This window comes from Alitiscatomonas aceti (assembly GCF_025567195.1).
Classification (GTDB): Bacteria; Bacillota; Clostridia; order Lachnospirales; family Lachnospiraceae; genus Alitiscatomonas; species Alitiscatomonas aceti.
In genome coordinates, this window is the sequence record NZ_JAOQJF010000008.1 from 1 (window position 1) to 23,405 (window position 23,405).

The window sequence follows — 23,405 nt, forward strand, 5'->3', positions numbered from 1 at the left end:
AAGAATTTTCAGGGTTTTACATACTGTTCAGTTTTCAAGGTTCTGTGCTGTTCTTGTCTTTCTCAGCGACAGCTTATTTAGTATATCACGCTGCGTTCTGTTTGTCAAGAACTTTTTTAAATTTCTTTTTGATTTCTTTCCGAAACCCTTGGGTTTCTTTCAGAAGTCTGTCCCGGTCGCTTGGAACGGGTATTAGAATACCAGATGTTCTGCCAAATGTCAACACCTTTTTTCATTTTTTTGTGTTTTTCACGTTTCTTTTTTCTGTTCCTTTTGTATATACAAGATAAGGCGGCACATCCTGTGCGGAACACAAGATATGCCGCCTGTCCTTTTTACTGGCTGCTGCCGTCCAATGTAAACCAGAATTCCACTCCATTTTCCCAGTTTTCCACGCCGCAGGATTCATGATGGGCATCCATGATGGCCTTCACAATGGAAAGACCGATGCCGGTCCCGCCGTATTCTCTGGTCCTTGCCTTATCCACCTTATAGAACTTCGTCCACAGGTTGGGAAGCGCCTCCTCTGGGATCGGCGTTCCCGTGTTAAATACAGATACCCGGACCTTATCTCCATCTCTCGTAATGCGGATCACGATTTTTTTCTCCCCGCCGACATGATGGATGGCATTGCTCAGATAGTTGGTCACCACTTCTTCGATCTTAAATTCATCTGCCCAGACCCACACCGGGCCGCTGCATTCAAACTTCACCTCTGCTTCCGCCTGCTGGACCATGATCCTCGCTGAATTGATGACGCCCTGGATCAGCTCAGTCAGGTCGAACCGTTCCATGACCGTCCGGTCGCTGCCGCTTTCCAGAGATGACAGGGTCAAAAGCTGTTTTACCATCTTATTCATCTTTCCGGCCTCATCCACGATCACGTCACAGTAATAATCCCGGCTCTCCTTATCCTCGCCCATGCCTTCCTGGAGGCCCTCTGCGTAGCCCTGGATCAAAGCAATGGGCGTTTTCAGCTCATGGGATACGTTGGCAATGAATTCCTTTCGCATCTCGTCGATCCGTGTCTTCTCCTCAATGTCCTTCTGAAGCTGGTTATTGACAGATTTCAGCTCACCGATGGTATCCCTAAGGCGCCTGGACAGCGTATTCATATTCTTTCCCAGGACCCCGATCTCTGTATACTCCCCCTTCTCCGGTTCATATCTGGCGTCAAAATCCAGCTGGGACATTTTTTCCGAAAGCCTGGAAAGCTGATTAATGGGGACCGTAAGCCGTCCTGCCACAAAATAGACCACGATCCCGCCGATCAGTACGGCAAAGATGCCCACATAAGCCAGAAACCGGTTGGAGAGCATGGTACTCTCGCTGATGCTGGAAAGAGGGGTGCTCATAATGAAAGCTGTGCTGTTGTCCGAAAAAAAGCCCCAGCTTTCCAGATAGCTGCCGTCTCTCCACGGGTCGAAGGTGACCTGGAGCGTATAGGCTTCATTCTCCTCCAGCACCTTTACGTCCATATGGTTTTTTCCAAAAATATACCGCTCCATCCGGTCCCTTAAAAATTTCGCGTCCCTGGCTGTGGAATAGACTGCCGATGAATCGGCGCTGTTGTCGATCATCAGCATGGAAACATTGGCCTTGTCGCTGAAATCCCGGAACAGCTTCTGGAGATTTCCTTCCTTTATGTTTCCGTCTGCATCCTGCTCCCGCTTCATGGCCTCCTGGATGGAGATGCCTCGCTCTGCGTTGGACTCCAGCTGCCAGTTGAACGCATCGTAGGCCGCTTCAATGGACTCCACCTTCTCAGTTATATAGTATTTTTCCAGATACCATTTGTTGATCCCCCAGATCACGGCGATCATGGCCATCATAAGGCCCACAAAGATCACCGTCATCCGTGTCCGTATGGATTTCATTATGCGTTCACCTCAAACTTATATCCCATGCCCCAGATGGTCTTTATGAGCTCACCCTTTTCTCCTAACTTACTGCGAAGCTTCTTTACATGGGTGTCGATGGTCCTGGCGTCGCCGAAATAATCGTAATTCCACACATTGTTCAGGATCTTTTCCCTGGACAGGGCCATCCCCTGGTTTTCCATAAAATATGTCAGAAGCTCAAATTCCTTATTGCTCAGATCCACCGGCTGGCCGTCCACACTGGCCTCGTGGGCGTCTTTATCCACCCGGATCCCGGCTGCCTCCAGGATCTCTCCCGTTCCGGCATTTCCCCGCCTTAAAATGGCCTCTATGCGGGCCACCAGGATCTTTGGACTGAAGGGCTTGGAAATATACTCGTCCACTCCCAGTTCAAACCCCAGAAGCTCGTCCCGTTCCTCGGACCGGGCCGTCAGCATGATGATCGGCACCTGGGAATAGCGGCGGAGGGTCCGGCATACCTCCCAGCCGTCCATTTTCGGCATCATCACGTCCAGGATCACCAGACCGATATCCTTTTCTTTAAAAAAGATATCCACCGCCTGCTCCCCGTCCTCTGCTTCGATCACCTTATATCCCTTGATGGCCAGAAAATCCTTTACCAGCTTTCGCATCCTGGCCTCGTCGTCCACCATCAGAACCTTAACAGCATCCATTTTTCCACCTTCCTTGTTCGTTTCCTTTTCTACCTGTATTCTAGCAGAATGACCGGTAAAATACCATCAGTTCACTAAAGTTTCACAAAGCCAGGGGCCGCTTTAGAATAAGTGGGGTTCTCTCAGAAAGTTTTTTGAATTTATCGTTTTAATCCATTGATTTTCTTTATATTTCAATGTATTATATATATATTAGATAATCTTTTTCTCCTGTTGCATTCATATAAACCGTTTTTATTGATTCTTATAAAAAACTATAAAGGTACGAATACATCAAAGTGATAAATTGTGGCCGTAAGTGGATATAGCGGATCTCAATACTGGGCTGGATGGACGGGAGAATAGTCCTTTTTACCAGATAACCTTGTAAACAGCGAATTGCAGTAATAGGAGTTTTCAATGCAGCCAAAATATTAAAAAGCTTTTATAGCGGCCCTGGCCCTGGGGATTATTTCCTCTATTCACACAAGACCCCGGTATCCTGTTTTCCCCCTCTCCATCCTTCCGACCGTTCTGGATGTGATACGCTATTTCCTCATGATATCCATCCAGATATATGTACTGGAAAAGGTCCGCAATTCTAAACATAGTACGCTTATATATAACAGTGTAAAGATCGTATTCGTTTTGATGATCCTGTATTTTCTTTTCCGCTCCTTCTGACCTTCCATCCGGAAGTGTAACAGGACAGCTATTTCTTCCCACTAACCAAATAAGAGGGCACCGGCGGCTGCCGATGCCCTCTTTATTCTTCTTTATTCCTGTTCCTTCTCCTCCGGAACCACAGCGATATGAAGCTCCTCCAGCTGCTTCACATCCACCTCCGACGGAGCCTCCATCATCAGACAGGAGGCATCCTTTACCTTCGGGAAAGCGATCACGTCGCGGATGCTGTCGGCTCCCACCATCAGCATGATCACACGGTCCAGGCCGTAGGCCAGGCCGGCATGGGGCGGAACGCCGTATTTAAAGGCATCCAGAAGGAAGCCGAACTGCTCGTTGGCCCGCTCCGGCGTAAAGCCCAGGACCTCAAACATCTTCTCTTGGATATCTCCCTGATGGATACGCACAGAACCGCCGCCCAGCTCTGTTCCGTTTAACACGATATCGTATGCTTTTGCACGCACTGCGCCCGGATCGCTGTCCAGAAGGGGGATATCCTCCTCCATGGGCATGGTGAACGGATGGTGCATGGCCACATACCGGTCCTCTTCCTCTGAGTACTCTAAAAGCGGGAACTCAGTCACCCACAGGAACTTAAAGTCATCCTTCTTAAGAAGATCCAGCTGTCTTGCCAGCTCCAGACGGAGGTTTCCGAGAACGTCGAATACCACCTTATCCTTGTCGGCGGCAAAGAATAACAGGTCTCCCGGCTTTCCGTCCATGGCCTTTACCAGGGCATCCAGCTCCTCCTCCTTCATGAACTTTCCGAAGGAGCACTTATAGGAGCCGTCCTCATGGATGGCCAGGTAGGCCAGTCCCCTGGCCCCAAAGCCCTTGGCGTATTCCACCAGAGCGTCGATCTTCTTTCTGGGCATGCCGGCCTGGCCGTCTGCGTTGATGCCGCGGACAGAACCGCCGTTTTCCAGGGCGCTCTTAAACACCACAAATTCACAGTCCTTTACCACGTCGGACACATTTTTAAGCTCCATTCCAAACCGCAGATCCGGCTTATCTGAGCCGAAGCGGTCCATGGCCTCTCTCCAGGTCATTCTCTGGATGGGAAGCTGCACATCAAAATCACAGATCTCCTTGAAGATCTTCTTTAAAAGCCTCTCGTTTACATCCAGCACGTCCTCCACATCCACAAAGGACAGCTCCATGTCGATCTGGGTAAACTCCGGCTGGCGGTCAGCCCTGAGATCCTCGTCCCGGTAGCAGCGGGCCAGCTGGAAATAACGGTCAAATCCAGAGCACATTAAAAGCTGCTTTAAGAGCTGCGGAGACTGGGGAAGGGCATAAAAGTTCCCCGGATGCACACGGCTGGGCACCAGATAGTCCCTGGCTCCCTCCGGCGTGCTCTTAATTAAGGTGGGGGTCTCGATCTCTAAAAATCCCTCATCTGCTAAAAACTGGCGCACCATGGTGGCCACACGGCTTCTGACCAGGATGTTTCTCTGGAGATCCGGACGGCGCAGGTCCAGATACCGGTATTTTAAGCGCACCTCTTCCCTTGTCTTACTGTTTTCCTCAATGGGGAACGGCGGAACCTCGGATTCGGAAAGGATCCGCAGGGATCTTGCCCGTACCTCAATGGAACCGGTCTTTAAGTTTTCGTTGGCCGCGCCGGAACGCTTTTCCACCACGCCGGTCACCGCGATGGTAAACTCACTTCTTAAGCGCTCTGCCTTTGCAAAGCTCTCGGCTCCGCAGTCGCTTTCCTCAAAAATGATCTGGATGATCCCGGTGCGGTCTCTCAGATCTGTAAAGATGATGCCGCCTTTATTTCTGCTCTTCTGGACCCAGCCCATAAGGGTCAGCTCCTGGCCCACGTTTGCCTCTGTAACCTCCGTACAGCGGCAGGAACGCTTTAAGCCTGCCATTGATTCTGCCATGATATTCTCCTCCTGCTTAACGCTTTAACTCCTCTTTATAGAATTCCTTAAACTCCGTATAGCCTTCTTTTCCCAGCTGCTCCTTCTGGAACTTCTTATTTTTATTCATCTGGGTCACCAGAACCGTCTTTCCCTCTGCCCGGGCAGCCATGGCCTCCTTAAGGATCTCAGAAAGGCGCTCCATTCCCATGCCCTTTTCATACATCCAGGCCTCTCTGGCATTCTTTTCCGGAACCACAAAGCCGGCGTCCATGAGGATCCCCACGATCCGCTCAAAGCCGATGGAAAAGCCGCAGGCCGGTGTATCCATGCCTGTGAATCTTCCCACCATCTTATCATATCTTCCGCCGCCGGCCACAGAGCCGCCAAAGCCCTCCATGGCCACCTCAAAGATCGTGCCGGTGTAATAGCCCATGCCGCGGACCAGGGTTGGATCGAATTTCAGTCCGAAGCCTCCGCCGGACACGCTCATGACCGTATCCATGATCTCCGCCAGATTTTCAGCTGCACCGTCCTCCAGTACGCCTGAAAGGATCTCTCCCATACGGCGGACTCCATCGGCGTCATTTGTCACCTGTCCCATAAGCTCCAGGTATTTATCCGCCGTTTCTTCGGAATATCCGTTTTCCACCAGCTCCGCTCTCACGCCGTCCACGCCGATCTTGTCCATCTTGTCCACGGTGATGAACACCTTTTCAATGTCCTCCTCCGGGAAGCCGCTGTAAACGGCCATGGCCCGCAGGATCTTCCTGTCGTTGATACGGACCTCAAACTGGTTGTTGGGGCAGATCTTCTTTAAAGCTGTGGTGGTCGCCAGCACCAGCTCGATCTCCGCCTGGCTGGTGGCGTCGCCGAAGATGTCGATGTCACACTGGACAAACTGGCGGTAACGGCCCTTCTGGGGGCGGTCTGCCCTCCATACGCTTCCGATCTGGAGCGCCTTAAAGGGCGACGGCAGATTGGCCGCGTTGTTGGAATAGTATCTGGACAGCGGGAGCGTCAGATCGTAGCGCAGGCCGCTGTCTGCCAGGTCATTTTCTGTTTCTGCTGCCTCTAAGTTTAATTTCTCGCCCCTCTTTAATACCTTAAAGATCAGCTTTTCATTGTCTCCCCCCTGCTTGCTTAACAGGTTTTCGATGTGCTCCACACAGGGAGTCTCAATGGAAGAGAATCCGAAGCCGCGGTACGTTTCCTTGATCTGGTTCAGAACATAATCGCGGATCTGCATTTCCTGGGGCAGGATATCCTTCATGCCGGTCACCGGCTTTTTCTTTAACGCCATACTCGTTCCTCCATATTTTATGTCTGATGGTAAGTTTACGACAGCCCATCCAGTTTTTCAAGCATCTTTTCTTTTCTTCCGATCATCTCGTCGATGCGGGCGATATACTGATCCACATCTTTGACGTTCTCCACCCGCTCCAGACGGTTTTCCGCAGGGAATACCACCTTCGTCGTGGTCCCGGCCCCGCAGGCGACTATGATCTGTTTTTCCTCCATGATGAGGATGTTGTAGATACACGCCTTATCCGGGGCCGCGTAGCCCACATTTTCAAAATTGCCGGCCATGTTTTTCTGGCGGTACAGATAATAGGGCACCAGGCCCATGGATCTGGCGTACTCTGCCGTCAGATCGATCATTTCCTGGGTGTTCTCGATCTTTAAGTCCGCATACCGTTCCTTAAAGATATTGAGTCTGGCAGCCCGCTTGATGGCCAGGGAATGGACCGTAACGCTGTCGGGGGCCAGCTCCTTTATTTCTTCCATAGTGGCCCGCACGTCGTTTATATCCTCCTCCGGCAGGCCGATGATCAGATCCATGTTGATGTTATCAAAGCCCAGCCTTCTCGCCAGACGGTATTTTTCCTTCACCATCTCCACCGTGTGGCGGCGGCCGATGAGATCCAGGGTGGACTGCTTCATGGTCTGGGGATTGATGGAGATCCTGGAGATCCCGTGGGCCCGCAGGGTCTTCAGCTTATCCTCAGTGATGCTGTCGGGCCGTCCGGCCTCCACTGTAAACTCCTTCACAGAAGAAAGATCGAACCGCTCCCCGATCCGGGTGAGGATGGCATCCAGCTCCTCTGCCTTTAAGGCCGTTGGCGTTCCTCCCCCGAAGTAGACCGTATCCAGGGTGCGTCCCTTCATGGTCTCCGCCACATAATCCAGCTCCTTAAAAAGAGCGGCCAGGTACTGGTCCATTTTCTTTTCCCAGGCCCCGATGGGGTAGGAGGTAAAGGAGCAGTACAGGCAGGTGGTGGGACAGAACGGGATCCCCACATACAGGCTGTATCCGTTTTCGTAGTCAATATGGCTCAGGAGCTCCTTTTCCCGCTCCGCAATCTCCAGGCTCAGATCGATCTTCCCGTTGCTGGTCAGGTAGGTCTTTTCCATGAATTCCCGGATCTCTTCCTCCGGAACGCCCTGGTCCAGCCGGCTTAAGGCGATCTTTGTGGGACGGATCCCGGTAAGGGTCCCCCATGGAAGGGTCTTTCCGGTACGGACAGAAAGAAGGCCGTAAAGCTCCCGCTTGATGGCAGTCTTGGCTTCCAGACGGTTCTCATAAGAGACGGGAAATGCCGCTCCCGCCTTTTTCTCTTCATTTTCCAGGATATCCAGGGAAAATGTGCCGGACTCCGGCTCATACGTTCCTTCCACATAAAAGTCCACGCCCCCGGTCCTTTCATGGGCAAAGCCCTCTCCTGGATAGAACGCCATTAAAAGCTCCCGGATGTCCTGCTCATAGGAAGCATCATTCAGTAAAATTCCGATCATTTCTAGTACCTCGCCAGGGGATTGTGCTTCTTTTCATATTCAATGGAGGTAACGCCCATATGGCCCGGATATACCTTCACCGTCTCCGGAAGCGTTAAAAGCTTCTTCACCGAGGCCAGCATGGACATGGCGTCTCCGGTGGGAAGATCCACCCGGCCGTAGGAGGTGCGGAACAGGGTGTCGCCCGCAAACAGAAGATCCTCAGACTCGATATAGTAGCAGCAGGAGCCGATGGTATGGCCAGGGGTCTCGATCACCTTCCAGGTCACGCCCGCGGCCTCAAAGGTCTCTCCGTCACAGACCGTCAGATCCGGCTCCAGCGTGTAATCCTTTCTGTAATAATCCATCATCAGGTTCTTTTTGCTGTCTCTTAAGACCTCCAGCTCCTTTTCACAGGCACAGATCTTAATTCCCCATTCCTTCTTAAGCTCCTCTGCCGCCATAATGTGGTCAAAATGGCCGTGGGTCAGAAGGATCAGCTCCGGCGAAAGCTCCAGCTTCCGGCATTCCTCCCGGATCACATCTGCTGCATCGCCCGGATCCACGATCACCGCCTGTTTTGTCTCCTCATTATAGACCAGGCAGCAGTTGGTCTCTACCATTCCCACTGTCAGATTCTTTACGCAAATTCCGCTCATTGTTTTCTTTCCCTTTCAAAGATGATGGAGTCCGCCGGCCGTTTGGCGTGGCAGACTCCCCGTATTTTTATCAGCCTGTGGTCCTCTCGATGTCTAAGACCCCGTCGATCTGGCGGATCTTGGCCATGAGAGTATTTAATTCTTCTGTTCCGTGGATATCAAAGGACATGGTGATGGTGGCCTTACCCTGCTTATTGGTCCGGGCGTTCATATTGGTCACATCGATCTCCCGCTCTGTGAAGATCCTGGCAATATCCACATACATACCGATCCGGTTATTGGCATAAATGGAGATCTCAGTGGCATAGGTGGCCGTTCCCTTCTCATCCTCCTCCGCCTGCCATTCGGCGTCGATCAGCCGGTTCCTCTCCATTTCCGGCAGGTTCAGCACATTGATGCAGTCGGTCCGGTGGATGGTAACGCCGCGGCCTCTGGTCACGAAGCCCACGATCTCGTCTCCCGGCACCGGGTTGCAGCATTTGGAGAAGCGCACTGCCAGATCATGGATCCCCTTGACCACGATGCCGCTTTTGCTCTTTCCGCGCATGGGCACCACAGCCGCCCGGTTGTTGTCTCCAATGGTGTCCAGAATCGTTGCGTCGGTCACTTCCCGCTTCAGCTTTTTCTCCCGTTCCTCCACCATCTTATTGATGACCTGGCCCTCTTTTAAGCCGCCGTGGCCCACAGAGGCCAGTACCGAATCCCAATCCTGGAAGGCATAGCGCTTTAAGACCTTATCCATATATTCGGGCTTGCTGATATCGGCAAAGTTGATCCCCTTGGCCTTACAGTACCGGTCGATCAGCTCCCGGCCCTTGACGATGTTATCGGCCTTCCGCTCCTGCTTGAACCAGGAATTGATCTTATTCTTCGCCTGGCTGCTCTTGACCTGGTTTAACCAGTCCCTGCTGGGGCCTTTGGAATTCTGGGAGGTCATGATCTCGATCCGGTCTCCGTTCTGGATCACATAGTTGATGTTCACCAGCTTCCCGTTGACCCGGGCGCCCACCATCTTATTTCCCACAGCCGTGTGGATGGCGTAGGCAAAATCAATGGCCGTGGAGCCGCTGGGCAGGGCCTTCACATCGCCGTTGGGCGTAAAGCAGTAAACGTTGTCGGAGAACATGTCCAGATCGCTCTTTAGCATGCTTAGGAATTCTTTGTTGTCCGACATATCCTGCTGCCACTCCAGGATCTGTCTCAGCCAGCTTAACTTCTTGGCCTCGTCTCCGGCTGCAATGTGACCACTGCCGCTTTCCTTATACTTCCAGTGGGCCGCGATTCCGTACTCTGCCGTCCGGTGCATCTCGAAGGTCCGGATCTGGATCTCAAAGGGCTGGCCGTTGTTCCCGATCAGGGTCGTATGCAGGGACTGGTACATATTGGGCTTTGGCATGGCGATATAGTCCTTGAACCGGCCCGGAATGGGTTTGTACATTTCATGGATCACACCCAGGGCCGCATAACAGTCCTTCACCGTATCCACAATGATCCGCACTGCAAAAATATCGTAGATCTGGTCCAGGGTCTTGTTCTGGTTCACCATCTTCTTATAAATACTAAAGAAGTGCTTCACCCGGCCGCTGACCTCACATTCGATCTCCGCATGCTTCATGTGGGTGCTGATCTCCTGGATGATCTCGTCGATGAAATTCTGTCTGGCCTCGCTGGTCAGGGATATCTTTTCCTGGAGATCATTATAAACGTCCGGCTCCAGGTATTTCAGCGCCAGATCGTCCAGCTCGATCTTTATTTTGGAAATACCAAGACGGTCCGCCAGAGGCGCGTAGATCTCGATGGTCTCTCTGGCCTTTTCCTTCTGTTTCTCCGGCTTCATGTACTGAAGTGTCCGCATGTTGTGGAGGCGGTCCGCCAGCTTAATGAGGATGACCCGGATATCCTTGGCCATGGCCAGGAACATCTTTCTTAAGTTCTCCGCCTGCATCTCCACCTTATCGGCAGACCAGGACAGCTGGGTCAGCTTTGTGACGCCGTCCACCAGCAGGGCCACCTCTTTTCCGAAGATCGCCGCCAGCTCCTCCTCGGTCAGAACCGTATCCTCCACCACGTCATGGAGGATACCGGCGATGATGGATTCCTTATCCAGCTCCAGGTCCGCCAGGATGATCGCCACGCAGAGGGGATGGATGATATATGGCTCCCCGGATTTTCTCTTCTGGTCCTTGTGGGCATCCCGGGCGATCTGATACGCCTTTTCCACCATGCCCAGATCGTCAGACGGATGATATTTCCGTATGCTCTTTACCAGATCCTCATACAGCACGTCGGGACTGGTAAAATCCGCCGGAGCCTCCAGTTCCACTTCTATGCTTTTCAGTTTTTCTTCCATACGCTCACACCTTCCCTCACCCGGGCCTCCAGGATCTCCCAATTCCCCGTATCCACATCATGCCCATGATAATATTAAATTTTATTATAAAATTTTTTGTCGCAAATTGCAACAGGTTTCTGGCCCCGGGACGGCTCCCCCATGTTTCATGCAATTTGGATTGTATTTTCCCGCATTCTGTTTTAAAATAAAAACATGTTGGAAAATTCAAACGAAACAGGAGGAACTCCTATGGAAACCATGAAACTGGTCCTGCCATTGAATGAAGAAATGACCGCTATCCGCCGTCATATCCACCAGCATCCGGAGCTCAGCAATGAAGAATTTGAAACCACGAAGCTGATCCGGGAAAAGCTGACGGAATACGGCATTGAGATAGCCGAGATCGGCTTAAAGACCGGAGTGCTCGGCATCCTCCGCGGCAAAAAGCCCGGAAAGACCGTGGCCATCCGGGAGGATATCGACGCCCTGCCCATGCCGGAGCTGACAGAGCTCCCATTTGCATCCGAAATTCCCAATGTCTGCCATTCCTGTGGTCATGATATCCACACCACTGTGCTTTTATACTGTGCGCGGGTCCTTTCCCAGATCCGGGACGAGCTTTCTGGAACCGTCATGTTCCTTTTCCAGCCGGCCGAGGAAAAGGGCTGCGGTGCAAAGCAGTTCATCGACTGTGATTTTACAAGGGCCGCAAAGCCCGATGTGTTCATCGGCCTCCACGTGTCTCCGGAATACGACGCCGGGACCATTGCCTTAAAGAAAGGGCCTGGATGCGCCTCCAACGATTTCTTCCATATTAAGATCAGCGGAAAAGGCGGCCACGGGGCCCACCCGGAAAATTTCGTGGATCCGGTAATGATCAGCGCCTATGTGCTGACCCAGCTCCAGACCATCGTTTCCAGGGAAAACCATCCCATCTCCTCCGCCGTCCTCACCATCGGAAACATCCAGGGCGGCAAGGCGGCCAATATCGTACCGGATTTTGTGGAAATGCAGGGAACCCTCCGGACCCTGACGCCGGAGCTTCGGGAGTCCATGAAGCAGTCCGTGGAACGGATCGTGACCCTGGGAGCGGAGACCCTCCGCGGAAAGGGCGAGATCACCTGGGGCGACGGTATGCCGCCTCTGGTCAACGACGATACTGTCGTCGATCTGGTGGCAGCGGCCGCAGAAAAGACCATCGGCGCAGACCGGATCTTCACCTTCGACAGCCCCTCCCTGGGCTCCGAGGACTTCTCCTGCCTGTTCCCGGAATACGCTCCCGGCGCCCAGTTCCGCTTAGGCTCGGGAAACAGTGATCCCAATACCAGACATGGGATCCACAATTCCAAAAATACATTTGACGAAGACTGTATCGCCGCCGGAACCGCCGTGCTGGTACAGTTTGTAAGAGACTATCTCAATTAAGAAAGCGAGGAAATTTCATGGATCTTCATTTTGACCCGCTCCAGTACCGCTATCCGTCCCGCCGCCGTCTTGTCTACGGCCGCCGGGGAATGGTCTGTGCCTCCCAACCCCTGGCTGCCCAGGCAGGCCTGGATATGATCAAAAAAGGCGGAAACGCCTTTGACGCAGCCCTGGCCGCAGCCGCCTGTCTGGCTGTGGTGGAGCCCATGTCCTGCAATATGGGCGGCGACGGCTTTGCCCTGATCTGGCACGAAGGAAAGCTTTACGGCTTAAACGCCAGCGGCCCGGCTCCCGCTCTTTTAAGCGTAGATACCTTAAAACAGGCCGGATACACAGAAATGCCCAAATACGGCTGGGGAGCCGTTACAGTCCCCGGCGTCACCTCCGGCTGGGCGGAGATCAACAAACGCTTTGGAAAGCTGTCCCTCTCCCAGATCCTGGAGCCTGCCGCCTCCTATGCCCGGGACGGCTTCCCCGTATCTCCCGTGGTATCTGCACTCTGGAACCGTCTGGCCGAGTCCTTTAAAAAGGAGCTATCCCCAGAATTTTACGAGGCCTGGGCAGCGGATTTCACCATCGACGGCCGCGCTCCCAGAGCCGGTGAGATCTTTAAGTATAAGGGCATGGCCGAAACTCTGGAGGAGCTTGGAAAGACCAACTGCGAATCCTTCTACCGGGGAGCCATTGCCGACGCCATCGACAGCTATTCCAGAAAGACCGGCGGCTATCTGAGAAAAGAGGACCTGGCCGCCTACAAGGCCCAGTGGGTGGAGCCCATCACCACCAATTACAGAGGCTATGACGTCTGGGAGATCCCGCCCAACGGCCACGGCATCGTTGTCCTCATGGCCTTAAATATCCTGGAGGGCATGGACCTTTCCGCAGGCCACGACGATCCGGAAACGGCCCATAAGATCATGGAGGCCTTAAAGCTTGCCTTCACTGACGGAAAACGGTATGTAGCCGACCCCAGAGCCATGAAGCCCACGGTGGAGCAGCTTTTATCCAGGGACTATGCGGCAAAGCGCCGGGCCCTCATCGGAAGCACTGCCCTGGAGCCCAAGCCCGGAACTCCCTACTGCGGCGATACGGTCTACTTAAATGCAGCTGACGGCGACGGCAACATGATCAGCTACATACAGTCCATCTACTGCGGCTTTGGCTCCGGTACCGTCCTTCCGGGCACAGGCATCGTCTTCCACAACCGGGGCAATAACTTCACCATGGACGAGACCATGGAAAACTGTGTGGCTCCCGGCAAAAAGCCGTACCACACCATCATCCCCGGCTTCCTCTCCAAGGACGGAAAGGCCGTGGGCCCCTTCGGCGTCATGGGCGGCTTTATGCAGCCCCAGGGCCATGTGCAGGTGCTGACCAATATGATCGACTTCCATATGAATCCCCAGGAGGCCCTGGACGCCCCCAGATGGATGTGGACCGGAGAAAAGAAGATCTCCCTGGAGCGCCTTTATAACAGCGAGATGGCTGACAAGCTGACCCGTACCGGCCATGACATAACCATCCCGGTCAACAGCCTGGAATTCGGCCGCGGCCAGATCATCTTAAGAGACGACGACGGCACCCTCTGCGGAGCCACCGAGCCCAGGACCGACGGCACTGTGGCCGTGTGGTAGCGGCAGGCCCGCTGTCCGCATAAAAGAAAGATCCCCCGCATATCCTGTACTATCAGACCTGGATATGGGGGGATTTTTTTGAAACGACTGCCCGAGCACGCCGTCTTCTGGCTTCTATTGCTGCTCCTGGGACTGGGCTCTGCCGGTTCCCTATATAAAAAGGCCGCAGACCAGGCCGCCCTTAAGGCAGAGCTGCCGGAACGGATCCTGGCAGCTCCCGTCATAAGCGGACCGTCTGCGGTCTCTCATGCTCCCATTCTTTTTCCTATGGACGGAAGCTGTGATATACCTGTCCCGGCGTCATGCCGCCGCGTAACGATGCCATTTCACTGACCGTCACCAACTGGTAGCCCCGCTTTTTAAGCTCAGGGATCAGGACCACCGCTGCGTCAGCGGATGTACCGTAGAGATCGTGCATCAGGATGATGTCACCATCCTTTACGCTGCTTAACACCACATTGATGGTATTCTGGGCATTTTTCGTCTTCCAGTCCAGGGTGTCGATGGACCAGAGAATGGCGGGAACGCCCTTCTTTGCCAAATTCTGCTTTGCATTGTCGCTTACAAAGCCTCCCGGCGGGCGCATGGTCACGGTACGCACTCCGGCAATGGACTGGAGCGTGTCGTCCAGCCGGTTCAGATTGGCAAACAGCCCCTCCTGGGACAGCTTCGTGATATAGGTGTGGTCCCAGGTGTGGCTGCCCGGCTCGCAGCCCATATCCACCATGCGCTTTACTGTGGACTGGTAGGTTCCCATACGGTTTCCCACCATATAAAAGGTAGCTCTGGCATCGTTGGCCTCCAGGCAGTCTAAGATCCTGGCCGTATGGGCCGAGGGCCCGTCGTCAAAGGTCAGGGCCACCATGGGCTTCGATGGGTCGATGTACCGGCCCATATGAGTCCCCTCCGGCGGCAGTCCTGCGTCCTTTCCGGTCACTGCAATGCGGATACCGTCCACCCGGAGTCCCTGGCCCTCTGTTCCGGCGGTTTCGCCATTTTTTACCAGAGCTGTCCAGGCTCCATTCTGAAGGACGGAATAGTAAAGGTCATAATTTTCGGAAAGCTGGCCTGTGAGCTGCATCCGCACAGCCTCCAGGGGCTTGTCGGTGTCTGTGGCCCCGGCCTCTCCAAGGTTCTCCTGCCAGTCCATCCAGCCGGAGCCGCTTAAGTTCACCTGGTAGGCAATGGTGCCGGTCATGCCCTCGGGCTGGTTCTCCAGGGAGGCGGCGACTGCCGTCACGTACGTATCCTTCGGGCCGTTTACATATGTATTATCCTTTGCCATATCTGTCCAACCGCGGCCATGGATATGGGCCCTGTAAACGGCCCCCATGGCTCCGTCCGCATAGGCTGGAAAGGAGGCGGCCGCCGTTCCGGTCACGCCCAGGAACAGGGCGGCGGCTCCCAGTAAAAATTTCTTCAGTTTTCTCATTGGTCTTTTTCTTCCTCCTGGTCAAATATTCTGTGGAGCAGGGAGACAGATTCCTGATATGCCAGTTCTTCCTTCAGTTCCCCAAGCTGTTCAAATACGCCGCGGTAATACCATGCGTGCTCATTTTTATCTGTGACCCGGAATTTCTGCCAGACGCCGTCGCCCCGGAGCAGCATGTCCGCGGCAGTGCTCCTTAGATTGCTCAGCTTGTCTCCCAGGCAGATGAGCTTTTCCGCCCGTCCTGCCGATCTGAGCTTTTCAATGGTGGCGCTTTTCCGCTCCTTCCAGGTCCTGGATTTGTCCTCGCTTTCTGCCAGCACCAGGTCGGCTACCCGGGACCCGAACTGCATTTTCAGCTCCTCATAGGAGATCCCGGCGTCTTCGATCACATCATGGAGAAGGGCGGCGCTGATGACTTCCGGATCGTCGGTCATCCCGGAAACGATCACAGCCGCCTCAAAGGGATGGACGATATACGGGACCATACTGCCCTTCCGAAGCTTCCCTTCATGTACCTTCCTGGCAAATTCTGCCGCCTTTTTTACCATAGCTGTTCCCTCCCCTGGAATCTCCGCCCGGCTGTCAGGCCTGGCCGGACTGTTTTTGTTTCTCAGTTAAATGAACATTCAGGTAATTGTACGGGATCTCGATCCCCTCCTCGTCAAAGGCCAGCTTCACCGCTTCCGTCAGCTCCCATCTGGCGGTCCAGTACTCCTCCGTCAGGGTCCAGCCCCGGACGCTTAAGTTTACGCTGCTCTCACCCAGGCTGTCCACCACCACCAGGATCCCGTCCTCCTTAAGGATGGCCGGATGCTCCTCAAACAGCCGTCTGAGGATCTCTTTTGCCTTTTTCAGATCGGCAGAATAGCCGATGCCGATGTTTAAGACCAGCTTCTTTTTTTCCTCTCCCGTGCTGTTGGTGATGGGAGAATTGGAGATACTGCTGTTGGGGATCACGATCCTTTTGTTTTCAATGGTCAGAAGGGTCGTATAGACCAGTCCGATGGACTCCACGGTCCCCTCCCCATCCTTAGTGACGATATAGTCTCCTGCCTTGAAGGGCTTTAAAAAGAGCACCAGAACGCCTCCGGCAAAGTTTGCCATGGTATTCTGAAGGGAAAGGCTCATGGCCAGGGTCACGGCTCCGGCAATGGTCACCAGGGAGGAGGATTTGATCCCCAGCTCCTCGGCCACCATGAACACCAGGAGCCCGATGAGCACGGCATATAAAAGCGCGTCCAGAAACTTCCTCAGTGTGACCTCCAGACCAGCCTTCTCCATGGACCTTCCGACGCCCTTTCTTATGGCGCGGATGACCTTATAGCCAATGACGGCGATCAAAACGGTGATCAGGAGCTTCCCGCCGGTCTTAAGAAGCCAGGGAAGCAGCATGTCCATGATCTGGATCTTCAGCATCAGCGTTCCTCCTTATGCACAGATTCTTTGTTCTCCTGCTGCCCTCCGGACTGGGCCGTCTTTTTGATCAGGCCGCCCACCTTCTGGGAGATCCTGTCCAGAGCATCTGCTGCCTTCTTTCCAGCGGCCTCCACCGGTCCGGGAGTCCGGGACGGCTTTTTCGCTGCCGCAGGCTTTTCCCCGGCAGTCTTTTTCCTGGCTGCTCCGGCGGTCTCCTTTTTCCCGGCAGCTTTTTTACCCGTCTCCTTCTTCGGCTCCTCCTTCACCGGCGTACACTGGAACACGCAGATGCCTAAAGGCGGCAGGGTAATGGAGATCGAATGCTCCCTGGCATCCCACTCCTCTTTTTTAGATGCCTTGACCCGGGGATTTGTTGCACCCGTTCCGCCAAATTTTACAGAATCACTGTTTAAGATCTCTTTATATTTTCCGGCAAAGGGCACGCCCACCCGGAATTTCTCATGAGCCACGGGAACAAAGTTGCAGACAAAGAGCAGGGTGTCCTCGGGCCGCTTCGTCTTCCGGATGAAGATGGCGATGTTTTCGTCATTGTAGGTACAGTTGATCCACTCGAAGCCCTCGGGCTCATAATCCATTTCGTAAAGAGCCGGCTGGGTCGTATATAAATGGTTTAACGCCTTCACATATTCCTGCATCTCCTTATGGACCGGATACTGCAAAAGCTCCCATTCCAGGCTCCGGTTTTCATTCCACTCGTCCATCTGTCCAAATTCCTGGCCCATGAACAAAAGCTTTTTCCCCGGATGGCCTGTCATAAAGCCGTAAGCGGCCCGCAGGTTTGCAAATTTCTTTTCCTGGGTATCTCCCGGCATCTTTCCCGCCATGGAGCCTTTTCCGTGGACCACCTCGTCATGGGAGAACACCAGGACGAAGTTCTCGCTGTATGCGTAGAGCATACTGAAGGTCAGCTCTCCGTAGTGCTGGTTCCGGAAATAGGGATCGCACTGCATATATCCCAGGAAATCGTTCATCCAGCCCATATTCCACTTATAATCAAAGCCCAGGCCGCCTTCCTTCACATTTCCCGTGATCTGGGGCCAGGCCGTGGATTCCTCTGCAATGAGGACCGCTCCCTTTGCCTCTTTATGGAATACAGAATTCAGATGCTTTAAGAACTCCACAGCCTCCAGGTTTTCATGGCCGCCGTACATGTTGGCCACCCATTCTCCGGCGTTCTTTCCGTAATCCAGATACAGCATGGAGGCCACCGCATCCATACGGATCCCGTCGGCATGGTACTCCTTTGCCCAGAACAGGGCGTTGGAGATCAGGAAGTTGGACACCTGGGGTCTCCCGTAATTGTAGATCAGCGTCCCCCAGTGGGGATGGGAACCCTGACGCGGATCCAGGTGCTCATACAGGCAGGTGCCGTCAAAGGAGGCCAGGCCATGGGCGTCCCTGGGGAAATGGGCCGGGACCCAGTCTAAGATCACGCCGATCCCCTCTTTGTGCATATGGTCCATGAAGGCCTTAAAATCGTCGGGGGTCCCGTAGCGGCTGGTGGGGGCATAATAGCCGGTTACCTGGTAGCCCCAGGAGGCATCCAGGGGGTGCTCCATCACCGGCAAAAGCTCCACATGGGTATAGCCCATTTCCTTCACATAGGAAGCCAGCTTTTCTGCGGTCTCCCGGTAATTATAAAACTGGCTGCCGTTCTTTTCCTCTCCGTTTTCATCCAGCTCCGCCGGCTTCCGCATCCAGGAGCCCAGATGTACCTCATAGACCGACATGGGCGCTGTCTTCGTATCGGTCTTTGCTCTTCGGTCCATCCACTCCTTATCGCTCCACTTATAACGGCCCAGGTCCCAGACCACTGACGCCGTATCGGGCCGCAGCTCCGCATAATTTGCGTAAGGGTCGGCCTTCAGCATGGGCTCTCCGGCCCTGGTCTTGACTTCATATTTATAAAGGTCTCCCGGCTTTACTCCAGGAATAAAAAGCTCATAGACGCCGGAGCCGCCCAGACGGATCATCTGGTGGCGTCTTCCGTCCCACATATTAAAGTCTCCCACCACGCTGACCCGCATGGCCCCGGGCGCCCAGACTGCAAAATGAACGCCTCTGACCCCGTTTTCAGACACTGGATGGGCTCCCAGCTTTTCATAGGAATCGTAATAGATCCCAGCCTCCAGCTTTTTAAGCTCCTCGTCCTTAAACCTGGAGCGGAACCGAAAGCTGTACGGGTCCTCGGTCTCGGCCACTGTCCCGTCCTCATATCCGGCTATGAGCGTGTATGGCTCCAGCTCCCTTTTATCCTCAAAAAGCACGGCAAACCAGCCGGCCTCGTCAGCCATTTCCATAGGAAATTTCTCTTTTCCAAGCTTCACAGCCGCGGTCCTTGCCCCCGGAAGAAACGCCTGGATCAGAAGCCCTTCCTTTACCACATGGGCCCCCAGGAGTCTTCCCGGATCGCTGCTCTCTGAATATACGATCTCCTCGATCCCCGCCCAGTCCATCTGATCATATAATATTTTTTCCATAAAACGCCCCCTGTTTCCAGAATATTTCATAATCCCTTTCCAGATATCTGTGAATCCGATACCCTCATTCTACCATTTTCCCGTTCCTGATACAAGCCATAACCCTCCTCCGCATATTTTTTTCTTATGTTTTTCTAAAAGTCCTTGCGAAACTTGAAAAAGTATTCTAAACTCAATATATTGCATTTTTGTGCACTGCATTATCAGGAATTCACGAGGTTGATCAATATGGAAAATGAAAACAAAGAATTAGACCAGAACAAAAGCCGGAAAAAGAAGGAGCCAAAAACCGGCTGGAAGGCGGAGCTCATAAGCTGGATCCAGGTGTTAGTATCCGCAGCTGTCATCGCCTTCGTGCTGACCACCTTCGTCATTGCCAACAGCGAGGTCCCCACCGGTTCCATGGAAAACACCATTATGGCCCACAGCCGCGTCATCGGCTCCAGGCTCCACTATAAGTTCGCCGATCCGGAACGCGGGGACGTGGCCATTTTCGTATTCGGCTGGCAGTGCCCCAGATGTACGGCCATTGGTGAGGGCGAGGACCCGGCGGTCTGCCCGGCCTGCGGCTATGAGCTGGGAAAACGGGCCAAGACCGTTTATTATGTGAAGCGGGTCATCGGCCTTCCCGGAGACGTCATCGACATCATCGATGATAAGGTGTATTTAAACGGGTCTGAAACGCCTCTGGAGGAGCCTTATCTGGCGGAAGAGATGAACCAGGGAGAGACCATGCACTTTGAGGTCCCCGAGGACTGCTATTTCATGATGGGAGACAACCGGAATTTTTCCGCAGATGCCAGATACTGGAAAAACCCCTACATTTCCAAAGACAAGCTGGTGGCCAAGGTTTTATTTGAATACTTCCCCACCCCCAAGATCATACATTAAGCCGACATATACAGGAGACAGAATCGATTATGAAAAAAGTAGTTAAATTCGGCGGCAGCTCTTTAGCCAGCGCCAGACAGTTCAAAAAAGTAAAAGCCATCATCGATGCAGATAAGGCCAGAGGCTATGTGGTCCCCTCTGCCCCTGGGAAACGGGACGGAAAGGATACAAAGGTCACAGACCTCCTATATCAGTGCTATGAGGCCTGCGCTGCGGGACAGAGCTATAAGCGGATCCTGGACCAGATCAAAAAGCGGTTCGACGATATCATAAACGGCCTGGATCTGGACCTTAACCTGGACTTTGAATTTGACACCATCGAAGAAAATTTTAAAAATAAAGCCGGAAGGGCCTACGCTGCATCCCGGGGCGAATATTTAAACGGCATCATCATGTCCCATTACCTGGGCTTCCCCTTTGTGGACGCCGCAGACGTGGTCTTTTTTGATGAAAACGGCGTATTTTTACCGGAAAAGACCAACGACGAGCTGGAGGCCCGGCTTGCTTCCATGAAGCAGGCGGTGATCCCCGGCTTTTACGGCTCAAAGCCCGACGGCTCCATCGCCACCTTTTCCAGAGGCGGCTCCGATGTGACCGGCTCTCTGGTGGCCCGCGCCCTCCACGCCGACCTTTATGAAAACTGGACCGACGTTTCCGGCTTCCTGGTGGCCGACCCCAGGATCGTGGAGGATCCCGCCCCCATTGAGACCATCACCTACCGGGAGCTCAGAGAGCTGTCCTACATGGGCGCCAACGTGCTCCACGAGGACGCCATCTTCCCGGTGCGCAAGGAAGGGATCCCCATCAATATCAAAAACACCAACCGCCCCTCGGATCCTGGGACCATGATCGTGGAGAGCACCAGCAAAAAGCCCTCCTACACCATCACCGGCGTGGCCGGAAAGAAGGGCTTCTGCTCCATCGTCATCGATAAGGCCATGATGAACTCAGAGATCGGATTCGGGAGAAAGGTCCTGGAGGTCCTTGAAAAAAACAATATCTCCTTTGAGCATCTGCCCTCTGGGATCGATACCATGACCGTATACGTCCATCAGAGCGAATTCCAGGAACGGGAGCAGGCCATCATCTCCGGCATCCACCGGGCAGTCCATCCAGATTCCATCGATCTGGAATCCGATCTGGCGCTGATCGCCATAGTAGGACGGGGCATGCGCTCCAATCTGGGCGTCGCCGCCAGGATCTTCGCAGCCCTCTCCCATGCCCGCATCAATGTGAAGATGATCGACCAGGGCTCCCGGGAAATGAACGTGATCATCGGGATCCGGGATGAGGATTTTGAAAACGCCATCCGGGCCATCTATGATGTTTTTGTGAAAACCGCTTTATAATCCAGTTGCTTTTTGTGCAAAATAACGGAAATATTTTTGGAAAAGCCCTTGAAAAAGCCATCTGGCTGTGCTATACTCGGTGTCAACATGATAAATTCATCTGACGAGAACAAGTAGTCGTCCGTGGATCTTCCAGAGAGGCAGTGGCTGGTGGAAACTGTCATTGAAGCGGAACGGTGAAATCATCTCTGAGAAGCAATCTGAACGAAGTAGGTGCGCCGGGGTTAAGCCACGTTATCGGTGATACGCATTGTCTGATGCGGTATAAGAGTCAAGCTGTGCTTGAGAATTAAGGTGGTACCACGATTTTAAAGTCGTCCTTTATGAGGACGGCTTTTTTTGTTTGATAGGAAATTCCTATCAAATAAAAAAGCACTTCGTGCAGAATCGCACTGCGGCGGTATGGAATTTCGTCGCAAATGCGACCCGCCGCAGGCGGAGAATCCTGCAAGAGCAGAATTCTTTCCTGTTTCATGGAAAAGCGCGCCATGGGCAGAAATGAGTATCCAGGAGGAAATGTTATGAAACTGAGTAAGAAAAAACTGGTCCTGATGAGCTTTATGCTGTTTTCCCTGTTTTTCGGAGCCGGAAATCTGATCTTCCCGCCGTTCCTGGGACAGAACGCCGGGGAAAAAATGCCCTTTGCCATCGCGGCCTTTCTGATCACCGCCGTGATCCTTCCAGTCCTCGGCGTCATCGTTGTGGCAAAATTTGACGGTCTGGATAAGCTGGCCCGTAAGGTAGACGCCCGCTTTGCTGTGGTGTTCACGATCCTGATCTACCTCTCCATCGGACCAGGCCTTGGGATCCCCCGCGCCGCCTCAGTCCCCTTTGAGATGGCCGTGGCTCCGTATCTTCCCTCTGGAGCCCCCCTCCCTGTATTTATGCTGCTGTACTCCCTGGTCTTTTTCCTGACCGCCGGATGGCTGGCCCTGACCCCCAGCAAGCTGATGGAAAGGATCGGCAGATTCCTGACTCCCAGCCTTCTGCTCCTTCTTCTTTTCCTGTTTGTCCAGTTTGTTCTCCGCGGCGACGCCGGAGTTGCCGCCGCCCAGGCGGACTACCAGGCGAACCCCATGGTCAAGGGCTTCCTGGAAGGCTACCAGACCATGGACACCATCGCAGCCTTAAACTTCGGCCTTGTGATCGCCACCACCCTGCGGTCCCTGGGCGTTGAGAAAAAGAACGATCTGATCCATTACACCACCCGCGCCGGTCTGGCTGCCGGAGCCATCCTTTCCGCAGTGTACCTGATGCTATCCTATATGGGAATGAAAAGCTCTGCCGTTTATGCCATCCCGGAAAACGGGGCTGTGGTGCTCCGCCTCATTGTAAAACAGCTGTTCGGAGACGTGGGAGCCGTGCTTCTGGCCGCCATCTTCACCCTGGCCTGCCTGACCACCTGTGTGGGGCTCATCACCTCCATCTCCCAGTTTTTCTCTTCCCTCACTGACCGTCTGAAATACAGGCAGTGGGTGTACCTGATCGCCGGCTTCTCCTTTGTGGTCTGCAACCAGGGCTTAAATACGATCCTTGGGATCTCCGTACCGGTGTTAAACGCCATCTATCCGGTATCCATCGTCCTCATCATCCTGGGACTCCTGGATGAAAAGCTGGGAAAAAATCCGTATATGTACCCGGCTGTCATCACTGTCACCGGTATCGTAAGCTGCGTTTACTGCCTGGATTACAACATGCACATGCCTCTGGGCTTCCTCTCCGACCTCTGCCATACGTTCCCGCTTTATTCCCTGGGACTGGGCTGGGCCGGTGCAGCCGCTGCTGCGGCTCTGATGAGCCATCTGGCATACCGGCTCCGCAGCCGCCGTGTTTCCCAGAACGAAACGGAGGCCGCGGCGTAGGAAATACGCTGCGGCCCCTGGCCATGATTTTCTTGGAGATG

At 53.7% G+C, this 23,405-nt stretch carries 17 protein-coding genes and 1 other annotated feature; of the genes, 5 read left to right on the forward strand and 12 right to left on the reverse strand.

Annotated features, from left to right (window positions below; genetic code table 11):
• Positions 1–335: 335 nt before the first annotated feature.
• From OCV69_RS05530 to OCV69_RS05560, 7 genes are all read right to left on the reverse strand, one after another.
• A complete protein-coding gene (locus tag OCV69_RS05530; RefSeq protein WP_334307928.1) occupies positions 336–1,880 on the reverse strand; it encodes a sensor histidine kinase in 1,545 nt (514 codons plus the stop codon).
• Positions 1,877–2,554 carry a response regulator transcription factor gene (locus tag OCV69_RS05535; RefSeq protein ID WP_022274455.1) on the reverse strand — a complete coding sequence of 226 codons (678 nt, stop codon included), beginning with the start codon at positions 2,552–2,554 and terminating at the stop codon, positions 1,877–1,879. The genes OCV69_RS05530 and OCV69_RS05535 overlap by 4 nt, the downstream gene beginning before the upstream one ends.
• A 755-nt stretch (positions 2,555–3,309) precedes the next feature.
• Positions 3,310–5,109, reverse strand: a complete 1,800-nt coding sequence (aspS, locus tag OCV69_RS05540) for an aspartate--tRNA ligase (RefSeq protein WP_022274453.1) — start codon at positions 5,107–5,109, stop codon at positions 3,310–3,312.
• Between the two features lie 16 nt (positions 5,110–5,125).
• A complete protein-coding gene (gene hisS / locus OCV69_RS05545; protein ID WP_022274452.1) occupies positions 5,126–6,391 on the reverse strand; it encodes a histidine--tRNA ligase in 1,266 nt (421 codons plus the stop codon).
• Positions 6,392–6,426: 35 nt separating this feature from the next.
• Positions 6,427–7,884, reverse strand: coding sequence for a coproporphyrinogen dehydrogenase HemZ (hemZ, locus tag OCV69_RS05550; RefSeq protein WP_158358217.1), 1,458 nt, complete (start codon positions 7,882–7,884; stop codon positions 6,427–6,429).
• 2 nt (positions 7,885–7,886) lie between these two features.
• Positions 7,887–8,522, reverse strand: coding sequence for an MBL fold metallo-hydrolase (locus OCV69_RS05555; RefSeq protein WP_215654962.1), 636 nt, complete (start codon positions 8,520–8,522; stop codon positions 7,887–7,889).
• Positions 8,523–8,592: 70 nt separating this feature from the next.
• Positions 8,593–10,872: a RelA/SpoT family protein gene (locus OCV69_RS05560; RefSeq protein WP_158358219.1), complete on the reverse strand. Its 2,280-nt coding sequence runs from the start codon at positions 10,870–10,872 to the stop codon at positions 8,593–8,595.
• 231 nt (positions 10,873–11,103) lie between these two features.
• Between OCV69_RS05560 and OCV69_RS05565 the strand changes: the two genes are divergently transcribed.
• Positions 11,104–12,279, forward strand: coding sequence for a M20 metallopeptidase family protein (locus OCV69_RS05565; protein ID WP_158358221.1), 1,176 nt, complete (start codon positions 11,104–11,106; stop codon positions 12,277–12,279).
• 17 nt (positions 12,280–12,296) lie between these two features.
• Positions 12,297–13,913 (forward strand): gamma-glutamyltransferase, encoded by a 1,617-nt coding sequence (gene ggt, locus OCV69_RS05570; protein ID WP_158358223.1) that lies wholly within the window; start codon positions 12,297–12,299, stop codon positions 13,911–13,913.
• A 265-nt stretch (positions 13,914–14,178) separates the two neighbouring features.
• Here the strand turns inward: ggt and OCV69_RS05575 are convergent, their stop codons facing one another.
• The 4 genes from OCV69_RS05575 to glgB are packed head-to-tail and all read right to left on the reverse strand — an operon-like array spanning position 14,179 to position 19,262.
• On the reverse strand, positions 14,179–15,345 hold the full coding sequence (locus OCV69_RS05575; RefSeq protein WP_158358225.1) for a polysaccharide deacetylase family protein: 1,167 nt from the start codon (positions 15,343–15,345) through the stop codon (positions 14,179–14,181).
• On the reverse strand, positions 15,342–15,893 hold the full coding sequence (locus OCV69_RS05580) for an HD domain-containing protein (RefSeq protein ID WP_022274446.1): 552 nt from the start codon (positions 15,891–15,893) through the stop codon (positions 15,342–15,344). Before OCV69_RS05580 ends, OCV69_RS05575 begins: the two co-directional genes overlap by 4 nt.
• Before the next feature lie 34 nt (positions 15,894–15,927).
• Positions 15,928–16,761 carry a mechanosensitive ion channel family protein gene (locus OCV69_RS05585; protein WP_022274445.1) on the reverse strand — a complete coding sequence of 278 codons (834 nt, stop codon included), beginning with the start codon at positions 16,759–16,761 and terminating at the stop codon, positions 15,928–15,930.
• Entirely contained in the window at positions 16,761–19,262 is a 2,502-nt protein-coding gene (gene glgB, locus OCV69_RS05590; protein WP_158358227.1) for a 1,4-alpha-glucan branching protein GlgB, read from the reverse strand. The genes OCV69_RS05585 and glgB overlap by 1 nt, the downstream gene beginning before the upstream one ends.
• 228 nt (positions 19,263–19,490) lie before the next feature.
• On the opposite strand from glgB, the gene lepB reads away from it, so the two are divergent.
• Positions 19,491–20,153, forward strand: a complete 663-nt coding sequence (lepB, locus tag OCV69_RS05595; protein ID WP_022274443.1) for a signal peptidase I — start codon at positions 19,491–19,493, stop codon at positions 20,151–20,153.
• 29 nt (positions 20,154–20,182) lie between these two features.
• Positions 20,183–21,502: an aspartate kinase gene (locus tag OCV69_RS05600; protein ID WP_158358229.1), complete on the forward strand. Its 1,320-nt coding sequence runs from the start codon at positions 20,183–20,185 to the stop codon at positions 21,500–21,502.
• Between the two features lie 90 nt (positions 21,503–21,592).
• Positions 21,593–21,827, forward strand: a binding site (T-box leader).
• Here the strand turns inward: OCV69_RS05600 and OCV69_RS05605 are convergent.
• Positions 21,792–21,977, reverse strand: coding sequence for a hypothetical protein (locus OCV69_RS05605; protein ID WP_215654976.1), 186 nt, complete (start codon positions 21,975–21,977; stop codon positions 21,792–21,794). It overlaps the preceding feature by 36 nt.
• 46 nt (positions 21,978–22,023) lie before the next feature.
• On the opposite strand from OCV69_RS05605, the gene brnQ reads away from it, so the two are divergent.
• Positions 22,024–23,364 (forward strand): branched-chain amino acid transport system II carrier protein, encoded by a 1,341-nt coding sequence (brnQ, locus tag OCV69_RS05610; protein ID WP_158358233.1) that lies wholly within the window; start codon positions 22,024–22,026, stop codon positions 23,362–23,364.
• Positions 23,365–23,405 lie beyond the last annotated feature (41 nt).